Raw genomic sequence first — 10,345 nt, 5'->3', positions numbered from 1 at the left:
TTTCACCCGCGGCTCTCGCCGCATAGGCTTCACTCAGGTGTCTCAGAAACTGCGGGCGGTACAAATGGTGATTGTCTCAGTTCGTCGACCAAGCTGAGGATTTGTGTGGGGTGCTGGTTTCGGCCGGTTCGCCGGTACGCACTCGTCGCGGCGTAGGGTAGAAAGAGATGGGCATCCCGGGGGGGAAAGCTCGCAGCGAAGCGGCCGGGGTGAGGGCGATCCTCTCCCGGCCGTTTTCGTTCTGCCGCCTATGTGAGTCCGACGAAGAACCCCACGTGGGCGAACAGTTTGGGCCGCAGCATAGGAGGACAATCGTCCTAATAGGAGCCTGCTCGGAGGTACGCCTTGAGACACGATCTGAAGGCGAAGCAACTACCGTACGAAGATTTGGCCCTCCTGTTAACAAAATGGTCTTAAGTGCTGCGGCATTCTCAGCGATATGTCGGACAGCACTATCCCGCGTTTCAGGCCGGTGCCGCAAATCCTCGCCAGTAGGGTGCGGGCTTGGGCTGGGCGACGTTCGTCTATTCTTTCGAAGCCCTCCGACCTTGGGACGCCGAGCCGTACGGTTACACGCACGGTCACAGCGCTGACAGGCTTCGCCGCGCTTCTGATTGCTGCTGCTCTGCCGGTGACCTACTTGTTTGCCGCTCACTCTCGCGTGCAGGGCGCGCTTGAAGCCAGTGCTAGGCTACATGCTGCTGAAACGGCGGAGCTGTCGCGCTTCAACCCGGCATTCTGGGAGTTTGATGGATTAACCATTTCGGCACCTGCGCAGGGAAGGGCCTCAGTCGAGCGACGGCGCGTCTTCAATGAGCAAGGCCGCTTGGTGGTCGAGTCTGTTCCCGAACAGAAACTGGCTTGGCCTGTGGTCACCCACCGGGAGCCAATCCTTGAAGGTGCGCGAAAAGTTGGGGAGGTCGAGGCCGCACGCTCCATGCGGAGGGCGCTACTTACGGCGCTGCTGGTTAGTTCGGCATCCGTCTTCCTGGGCGTCATCATCTTCGCAATTCTACGGGTGCTTCCGCTCCGCTTGCTGAACCGAGCACTGGAGCGGGCCAGTTATCTTGCCGCGCATGACCTGCTGACCGGCTTGCCCAACCGCGGCCTGTTTACAGACAGGCTCCGGCAAGCCTTGGCCCTTGCGCGCCGTGACGCGGAGCCGCTCGCCGTTCTCTGTCTCGACCTGGACCGCTTCAAGGAGGTCAACGACACACTTGGGCATGCCGCCGGAGACCGCTTGCTGCAGGAGGTCGCGCAGCGCCTCTCGGCGGCTCTGCGGGAAAGCGACACGCTGGCGCGACTGGGAGGCGACGAGTTCGCCATCATTCAACCCAAGGCGCGCCAGCCGGAAGCGGCCGAAGCCCTTGCTCGGCGCCTCATTGCCGCCTTGGAGGCACCGATCGATCTTGGTGGTGATTGGGCCAGCGTCGGAGTGAGCATTGGCATTGCCATGGTTGGCCAAAGCGGGTCCGCTGACATTACCCAGTTGATGCGAGATGCCGACCTCGCCCTCTACCAAGCCAAGGAAAGCGGCCGCGGCGGCTACCGCTTCTTCTCGCCCGAAATGAACCAGAAGCTGCTGGAACGGCGAGCGTTGGAAGCAGACCTGCGCGTTGCCCTCGCCCGGGGTGACTTCCGCCTCGCCTATCAGCCGCAGGTGAACCTCGAAACCGGTGCCGTCATGGGAGCTGAGGCGCTCCTGCGTTGGGACAGACCGGGCGTCGGTAACATGCCACCCGACCGCTTCATCTCCGTGGCGGAGGAAACTGGGCTGATCGGACCCATCGGCACCTGGGCCCTGCAGGAGGCCTGCCGTGAGGCCATGACCTGGCCCGACCACCTGACCATCGCAGTCAATGTGTCCCCGGTTCAGTTCCGCCAGGCCGGCTTATTCGAAGCCGTAGTCTCGGCACTCGAAAGCAGTGGTCTGGCAGCTGGTCGCCTTGAGGTGGAGATCACCGAAGGTGTGTTGCTGAATGACACCGATGAGACTCTAGCAACGCTGCGCCGGTTGCGGAGCGTGGGCGTGAAGATCGCAATGGACGACTTTGGTACCGGGTATTCCAGTCTCGGCTACCTGCAGAAGTTCCCCTTTGACAAGGTCAAGATTGACCGCTCCTTCGTTCGCCACCTCGGAGATGATCGCAGTGCCGAAGCCATCGTGCGTGCGGTAGTCGGCATGAGCCACGCCCTTGGCGTGCACACCATTGCTGAAGGCGTGGAGACGGCCGTGCAGGCGGACATGCTACGTCAAAGGGGGTGTGAGGAAGTCCAAGGCTACATGTACGGCAAGCCGATGTCTGGTGACGACTTCGTCGAGATGCTGACATGCTCCACTGGAGTTAGCCACTCGTGATGAGAAGAGGTTCCGATAGGGAAATGTCTAGAAAATGTCTGTCACGATAATCTAGAGGGAAGTCCGTTTGCGGCAGCGGAACTGATCGTGGGAAGGCTGCATGCAGAGATTTTGCGGGCTAAGGCGCTTCCTTCCAATGATTGTCAACAAAGCGTCAACGCACCTGATTCTACATTGGCTCCTATCTGGTTCCGCCGGCCGATCATCCAGAGCATTCCTCGCATGAAACGATCTATTAAGCGGCAGCCGACCTGGGCAGCCAAACCGGTCGCGCGGTATCTCGAAGGTGGAGACAAGTCCACAGTGGTCCTGAAGACTGTTCACGCCCTTTGCTGAAGATGAGCATCGGGAAGCTGTTGCAGCCCAACAGGGCCCCTGCACCCCATGCTGAGGAGGCAGGCCAGCCTAGCCGCCGACAGTTGACGGCGGCAGCGATTGCTATTGCCTTCGCCAGCCTGCCCGATTCCGCATGCGCAGATGTTCTGCCGGAAGACCTCCATACCGCGGCTCGAAGCATTCTGTTCCTGAAAAATGCGCCGGTTGGGCGTGCCGATCTGGGGCTGGTGTTCACCGAGCGGGCAGGCCAGGAACTGGCGCAGCGGTTGGGCGACAGCTTGGGACGGCAGCTAAGGGTCGGCAGCCTCGATCTGGATCTCCGCCCCGTGGCCCTGGCCAACCTGGCCGGCAGCACAGCCCGAGCTCTGTTCCTGGTCGATCCGTCCCAGATGGCTGCGCGCGCGCTGAGTGGGTTTGTGCAAAGGCGTGGGATCCTGACGATCACATCGGACCCGTCCCTGGTGAACGCCGGCCTTCTCGTGATGGCTGTTCGGAGTCTGCCCCGAGTGACAATCCAAGTCAGCCGGGTGGCGGAGCAGGAGGCCGGCGTCAGCTTTGCACCAGCTTTCCGCATGATGATTCAGGAGCAGTGAACATCATGCTGCGCTTCGCTGCGCATCGGGCCGACCTGCCCTTGGTGCCTGCCTTCATCACAATCGTTTCGGCTTTTCTCCTAGGTCTGCCGACGCAATCCGTTTGCGCTCAGTCTGTTAGCCCGGCTTCTCTGGAGGCGCTCTTCGGCGAACCGGTGACAACCAGCGCAACAGGAAAGCCGCAGCGTGCCTCGGAGGTTCCAGTGCCGATGGAGATCATCAGCGCGGAACAGATACGCCGTTCCGGCGCGCATGACATTCCTACAATACTCGCGCGCTACACGTCGTTAGATGTGCAGCAGTACAACGCCCATGATTTCTCTGTCGGGGTGCGCGCATTCACAACGCCAATGGGGCAGCGCCTGCAGGTATTAGTGAACGGGCGACAGGTTTACCTGGACCATTACGGCTATGCCGCATGGGACTCTATCCCCGTTCAGATCGCAGAAATTCGCCAAATTGAAGTGGTTAAAGGGCCGAACAGCGCTCTGTTCGGCTTCAATGCCGCCTCGGGCGTGATCAACATTATCACGTATGATCCCATTCACGACCAGCGTAGCGTCGCCGAAGTGCGCGTTGGCAGTGGCGGGTACCGGGAGGTCTCCGCTGTGGCCACAGCCCCCCTCGGTTCAGCAGGAGGTGTGCGCATTTCAGCTGGCAGCAGGGGCGAAAGGCCTTGGGCGCGGGGCTACACCGATTTCGAGGTGCAGGAACTTGATGGCCGGCGATCCCCGACACGCAATCAAGTTGCCGCAGAAGCTGCCTTCAATTTGAGCCCCGGCGTGCGGCTGTCGTTTGATGCGAGCTACAGCCGCGCGATCGCTGGAAACTTCCAGGACTACGGTCAGGTCTGGCGCGAGGATAAGCGCGTTTGGAGCCTGCGCAGCAGGCTGACAGCAGATACCGACCTTGGCATCTTCGATGCTCAGATCTACCACAACGGTCTGACGAACACATATGCTGCAACGTCTTACCCTCTCGATAGCGGCCTGACAGTTGCGGACTTGGGCCACGCCTTCAAGATCAACCCAGCGCACACGCTTCGGCCGGTTCTCCAGTTGCGGCATGCCACCATGCAGCCCCTTCCGGGAGCACAGGTTAGCTACGACGTGGTGGGTACCGGCGTGATGTGGGACTGGGCGCTGAAGGACAATCTCACACTCACGAGCTCCCTTCGCTATGATCATCTTCGGCTAGGCGCCAAAGGGTACGACGACCCGGCCTTTCCGTTCGGGAACCAGAGCTACGACCGCGCCTTCGGGCAACTGTCCTGGAACATCGGTGCGGTGTGGCGGGCCTCGGACCTAGATACGGTCAGGGCGAGCGCTGCTCGCGGCGTGAGCCTGCCCAGCCTGTCCGATTATGGATGGCGGGATTCTTACCCGAGCTTCGGCTACCAGGACACGGGCACACCCACGATCGCACCGACGGTCGTGTACAGCTACGAGCTGGAGTACCGGCGCAAGGCGGCGATCATCAACGGCAACGTCGGCCTTAACACGTTTTTGCAGAGCTACCGGGGCTTCACCAGCGGGCTTTCGACCGTCACCTTCGTGCCGCCCGATGTCGCTCTCAACACCTACACGCCCGTTAATCTCGGCAAGGCCCGCGTTGCGGGGTTTGAAGCGTCAGCTGATGGCGTGCTCCCAGGTAGGTTCATCTGGGGCCTGCGCTACAGGCTGTCCGCCGTTTCGTCGGACTTCCGGCCGTCCCAGCAGGACCCGAAGCGTGTCTCGCCGCGCCACCTCGCCACGCTTCGGCTTGGCTGGTCCGACGACCGCTGGGAGGTGGATGTTTTCGGCCGCTACAGCAGTTCCATCTGGGGTTACCGGGCGTTGAACGAAGAGGACGTGGCATATGTGGAGGTAAAGAACTACGCCGCGTTAGCCGCGCGGCTCGGCTACAAACTGACAGAGCGCATGACGCTGTCCATCGAAGGCGAGAACCTGCTGCACGGGCGGCAGAGGCAGAATCTCGCCATCGAAGCGGAGCGTCGGGTCTATGTCTCTCTCCGGTCCGAGTTCTAAAGCGTTTCAGGCTCTAACGGACCCGGAGGGATGAGGCAACGCTGCTGAGAAACACTGAGGCTGGTCTCAGCACTTACGGCCCAGCCGAGGGCTGAAATCACCTAACCAACTCCAAGCTATGCGTTCGAGTGAAGCAACGGCGGATCAGGGTTCTTGCGAGTAGGAGCCTGCCCGACCTGCCCGACCATGGATCGAAGTGGTCGGGCAGGGGTTTAGGCCCGTAAAATAAGGCTCGCCCGACCTGCCCGACCATGCCCGACCGGTTTTAACATGTACCGGTGGCAAAGCGGTCAGCGGGTGCTTTTCGCAAGAGGGAAGACCACCCCCTCACCAAGGGTTCGCCCCTCCACTGCGGCTACCAACAGCTCGTTCCACCGCCGCATGGCCGCCTCCTGCTCCGGTATCCTACGAGCCTGCTGATAAACTCCCAGCACGCCGCCTCGGGTCGCAGCCTGCCGGTGGTTCAGCATCGCATCCGCCACCGCCTCGGCCACGCCGTGTTCTGCTAAGACGGTGACGAACGATCGGCGGAAATCGTGCCACGTCCAGCCGGTCAGACCACTGGCCTTATCCATTGCGGCCTTCATGGCGCTGAACGTCGTTAGAGCTTTACCAGCCTTTGGAGATGGGAATACCAGGCCAGCACGTGGCTTGCCCATCGCACGATGGCGCTCCCGCAGTATGCCTAGGGCAATGCTGGGGAGCGGCACGCGGAATGGGTCGCCGTTCTTCGTCAGCTTGCCCGACATCGTCCAGGATGCGGTTTCTAGGTCTAGGTATTGCCACTCTAAGCGTGTGGCTTCCACACGACGGGCTGGAACAGACAGCAAGAACCGGACGTAGTCTCGATGCACAGATCCGAAATCGCTCTCACTCGCATCAGTTTCGGCAGCGGCGGTCGCATGCCACAGCGAGGCAAGATCCGGAATTGTTAGGTGATGCGTCCGGGGTTTCGCTGGGCGCGGACGGCGGTTCTTCCCGATGGCAAGGCAGGGGTTCACGGTTATCAGCCCTTCTTCCCGACACCATTCGAGAAAGCGGGAGAGTGCACCGAACCGATAGCGCGCAGTTGCGGGACGCTTGGCCTCTTTGGTCAGCAGGGCACGGACATCCGCCTCCGTCACGTCCGATATACTGCGCTCCTCCACCTTCATCGTGGCGACGGCTAGACGAACGTTTCGCGTCTCTTCTTCCAGTGCGCGCGCCGAGAGAGTTCCTGTTCCGCGCATCTTGGGCCGATTGGGGAGGGCGGTGGTGTACTCCTGCACCAGCCGGGCAACAGTAGCGGCCCGGTCCCGTGCAGCCTTGGCAATGGCAACGCGACGGTCTTTTGCCGGATCAGCACCACCCTTAGCCTCGCCCTTCACCTTGTTCGCGGCGGTGCGTGCTTGCTCAGGGGAGTGGGTCGCAGGTGTCCCAAGCGTCACCTCCCTCGTTGACGGCCGCTTACCAGTTCGCGAGTCCAGCCCGCGCGGCTTGTAGGACACAGTCCAAGTCATGCCGGTAGGGTTCACCACCAGGGCTAAACCGCGGCACTCCGCATCCCTGATCGTCAGGCGGAAGTCCGGGCGACGGCGGCGCCAAGCGCCATCCACGGTCGCCTTCGTGATCCGCATCGGTCCTTCGGATGCCCGCTCCATGTTTCCACCCGCATACTGCCTGGACAAAGCGTCCCACGGCTGCCCGGACATTGCCCGGACACTTGGTGCGGAGGCAAGCGGGGGGGAGCGCAGGTATGCGAGAGGGTTTTGACCTCTAAACCACTAAACTTGTATGAGTTTGCGGTTCACTGCGATGGGTTGCGGAACGTAGCGGAATATCACAGCACCAGACTACGAATCTGGGGGTCAGGAGTTCGAATCTCTTCGGGCGCGCCAAACTCAGTACCGGCCAGCCGCGCAGCGGCCGGCCGCGCCAGGACTTCGCTTCAGTAGCGGCGCGGCCTTCTCAGCCTGGCAGATGCATGAAGTTCGCGGCGGCACTGGCTCGCGCCAGCAATGCGCGCATCGCCGGGTTCTGGTCCCCATCCTCCTCCATCAGTGCTTCCATCGGGCAGAAGTATTCGTGGGCCTGCGGCATCTGGCTGCGCGCGAACCCCTCGTACTGGCGTGCCTTGAGGCCATAGAGCACCCGCACGTCCCGCACCGGCAGCACCAGTGAATCCTGCGGTTCGCAACGCAGCAGGCGGATCAGGCGCCAGCGCGGGGTGGGGTCGTTGGCCTGGCAGGGGGCGAGCAGCCACGGCACCGGACAGACCGCCAGCAGCGATGTGGTGGAGGGTGCGAAGCGGGAGCGCTTGTCCAGCAGGTTCTGAAGGCTTGAGCAGGCCTCGATGCATAGGATGTCGGCATAGGCGTCCATAGGGTCGGGCGAGAAGTGCAGCCACAGCCCGTCCGGCAGGGTGCGGAGGCGATTGCTGCCTGGAAGCTTCAGGAAAGGCTGGTTGGCCGTCCTGGCTTCTCCGGGACGGGCCCGGAGCCAGGTGCCGGGCTGCTTGGCCGTGACGGGGGCACCCGGCGGCCGCTGCGGCCATTTGCGCAGGCGCCGGCGGACAAGCTCATCCGCGGACAGGTTGTTGGGCACGGACACGTCTGAGGAAATGTTCACGGGTGTGAGGCCCTTGGTCTGCAACTAAATATAGAATTCCCTCTTCAAGACATTGTGAACAAGAGAACATTACGAAAACAGTATCAAATATACATCCGCTGATTGCAATGCTGTTCCACCTACCCGTGAACAAGTGAGAGGACAGGCGGCTTCTGAGGTGAGGATTCTAAATTACTTCACATGCGTGCGGCATCTTCTTCTTGTGAAGTCTCATGTCGCTGCCGCGAAACAAAAAACCCGTCCCTCTCGGGACGGGTTCTTGCTGGCCGATGGCCCGAAGCAGGCGCGTGCGTCAGCCGCGGCTGTTGATCGCCGCGTAGTCGCGGGTGGTGGCGCCCGTATAGACCTGGCGCGGGCGGCCGATGCGCTGCGAGGGGTCCTCGATCATCTCCTTCCACTGGCTCACCCACCCAACGGTGCGCGCCACCGCAAAGAGCACGGTGAACATGGAAGTCGGGATGCCCATCGCCTTCAGGATGATGCCCGAATAGAAGTCCACGTTCGGGTACAGCTTGCGCGAGACGAAGTAGTCGTCATGCAGCGCGATCCGCTCCATCTCCATCGCCATGTCCAGCAGCGGCTCGTCCTTGATGCCGAGCTCGGCCAGCACCTCGTGGCAGGTCTCCTTCATGATCTTCGCGCGCGGATCGAAGTTCTTGTAGACCCGGTGCCCGAAGCCCATCAGCTTCACGTTGCTGTTCTTGTCCTTCACCTTGCTGATGAAGTCCGGGATGTTCTCGGGGCTGCCGATCTCGCCGAGCATCTTCAGCACCGCCTCGTTGGCGCCGCCATGCGCCGGGCCCCAGAGCGCCGCGATGCCCGCCGCGATGCAGGCATAGGGGTTGGCACCGGTGGAGCCCGCAAGCCGCACCGTGGAGGTCGAGGCGTTCTGCTCGTGGTCCGCGTGCAGCACCAGGATCCGGTCCATCGCGCGCGACAGGATCGGGTTGACCTTGTACTCCTCCGCCGGAACGGCATTCAGCATGTAGAGAAAGTTCTCGGCGTAGTTCAGGTCGTTGCGCGGGTACACGAAGGGCTGCCCGATCGAGTACTTGTAGGCCATCGCCGCGATGGTCGGCACCTTGGCGATGAGCCGGAAGGCCGCGATCTCGCGCTGGCGCGGGTCGTTGATGTCCAGGCTGTCGTGATAGAAGGCCGAGAGCGCGCCCACCACGCCGCACAGGATGGCCATGGGGTGCGCGTCACGGCGGAAGCCGTCGAAGAAGCGGCGGATCTGCTCGTGCACCATGGTGTGCATGGTGACGTTGCGCTTGAACTCGGAAAGCTCGCCCTCCTTGGGAAGCTCGCCGTTCAGCAGCAGAAAGCAGACCTCCACGAAGTCGGAGTTCTCCGCCAGCTGCTCGATCGGATAGCCGCGGTACAGCAGAACGCCCTGGTCGCCGTCGATGTAGGTGATCTTGCTCTCACAGGCGGCGGTCATGCCGAAGCCCGGATCGAAGGTGAAGACGCCGAGGTCGGCATAGAGCTTTCGGATGTCGGCCACGGCGGGCCCGACGCTCGCCTGGACCAGCGGTGCCGTGCTGGAACGGTTCGTACCGTCGAGCGTGAGGGTGACGGAACCCTTGGTGGACGCGTCGCTCATGCGTTGATCCTCGGCGGCCATTGCCTCTGGCCGTGTTGATGGGGAAACGGCGCCGGGGGCGTGGAAAAGCCCCCTGTCCCGGTGCCCCGGGATGGTGCGCCGCAAGATAGGCCTGCGCGCGGGCTTGTCCATCCATCGGGGAGCGGCGGGTCCCCACGGCGGACGGCGTGACGAAATCGCAATGTGGGAAGCAACAACCCACAAGGCGGGCGCTGCTCTCCTGCAAACGCCTGCCGCTCCGCGGCGCCGCCGCTCAGGCCGTCAGTTCAGGCCGTCAGTTCAGGCCGTCAGTTCAGGCAAGTCGCCGGGCTGGAGAAAGCGCACCAGCCGCGCGCCGCCGGGCGCCAGGGAGGCCCATGGCCCTGACAACGCGAACTCCGCCAGCGCGGCGGTCGGATAGGCCGCCGCCAAGCTCTCGGGCACCCCCGCGCCATCCCGGCCCCCATCCCCGGCCAGGGAGAGCGCCAGGTCGTGCAGCCCCGGGTTGTGCGCGATCAGCAGCACGCTGCCCACCGCCTCCGGTACCTCGCGCAACACCTCCAGCAGGCGTGTCCAGGGCGCGAGGTAGAGATCGTCCATCGGGTCCACCCGCGGCGGCCCCTCCAGCGTCCCCAGCGTTTCCAGTGTCTGGAGCGTGCGTCGGGAGGACGAGACCAGCACGAGCCCGGGCCGCAGCCCGAGCCCGCGCATGGCCGCGGCCATGGCGGCGGCCGCACGTCGCCCACGGGCATTGAGGGGACGGGCATGGTCCGAAAGGGCCGGATCGTCCCAGGCGGACTTCGCGTGCCGCAGCAGAAGCAACTGGTGCATGGGCTGCAAC

General features: G+C 62.9%; 7 protein-coding genes. 3 read left to right on the top strand and 4 right to left on the bottom strand.

The features are described 5' to 3' along the window. Positions 1-439: 439 nt before the first annotated feature. From ACFFIC_RS25605 to ACFFIC_RS25595, 3 genes are all read left to right on the top strand, one after another. Positions 440-2,359, top strand: coding sequence for a putative bifunctional diguanylate cyclase/phosphodiesterase (locus ACFFIC_RS25605; RefSeq protein ID WP_377055718.1), 1,920 nt, complete (start codon positions 440-442; stop codon positions 2,357-2,359). Between the two features lie 329 nt (positions 2,360-2,688). Then, positions 2,689-3,288, top strand: coding sequence for a hypothetical protein (locus tag ACFFIC_RS25600; RefSeq protein ID WP_377055716.1), 600 nt, complete (start codon positions 2,689-2,691; stop codon positions 3,286-3,288). Between the two features lie 5 nt (positions 3,289-3,293). Then, positions 3,294-5,315 carry a TonB-dependent receptor plug domain-containing protein gene (locus ACFFIC_RS25595; protein WP_377055714.1) on the top strand — a complete coding sequence of 674 codons (2,022 nt, stop codon included), beginning with the start codon at positions 3,294-3,296 and terminating at the stop codon, positions 5,313-5,315. 290 nt (positions 5,316-5,605) lie between these two features. Here ACFFIC_RS25595 and ACFFIC_RS25590 read toward each other — a convergent pair whose 3' ends face one another. The 4 genes from ACFFIC_RS25590 to ACFFIC_RS25575 all read right to left on the bottom strand — a co-directional run bounded on the left by ACFFIC_RS25590 (position 5,606) and on the right by ACFFIC_RS25575 (position 10,335). Continuing rightward, positions 5,606-6,931 carry a tyrosine-type recombinase/integrase gene (locus ACFFIC_RS25590; RefSeq protein ID WP_377055712.1) on the bottom strand — a complete coding sequence of 442 codons (1,326 nt, stop codon included), beginning with the start codon at positions 6,929-6,931 and terminating at the stop codon, positions 5,606-5,608. Positions 6,932-7,262: 331 nt separating this feature from the next. Further along, entirely contained in the window at positions 7,263-7,922 is a 660-nt protein-coding gene (locus ACFFIC_RS25585) for a hypothetical protein (protein ID WP_377055710.1), read from the bottom strand. Between the two features lie 292 nt (positions 7,923-8,214). After that, positions 8,215-9,525, bottom strand: coding sequence for a citrate synthase (gene gltA / locus ACFFIC_RS25580; protein ID WP_377055708.1), 1,311 nt, complete (start codon positions 9,523-9,525; stop codon positions 8,215-8,217). 279 nt (positions 9,526-9,804) lie between these two features. After that, positions 9,805-10,335: a SixA phosphatase family protein gene (locus tag ACFFIC_RS25575; protein WP_377055706.1), complete on the bottom strand. Its 531-nt coding sequence runs from the start codon at positions 10,333-10,335 to the stop codon at positions 9,805-9,807. Positions 10,336-10,345 lie beyond the last annotated feature (10 nt).

Origin of the sequence: Muricoccus vinaceus (genome assembly GCF_042433125.1) — a bacterium.
GTDB lineage: Bacteria > Pseudomonadota > Alphaproteobacteria > Acetobacterales > Acetobacteraceae > Roseomonas > Roseomonas vinacea.
Note: the sequence above shows the minus strand (reverse complement) of the source record. Positions and strands in the feature narration are given on the sequence as shown.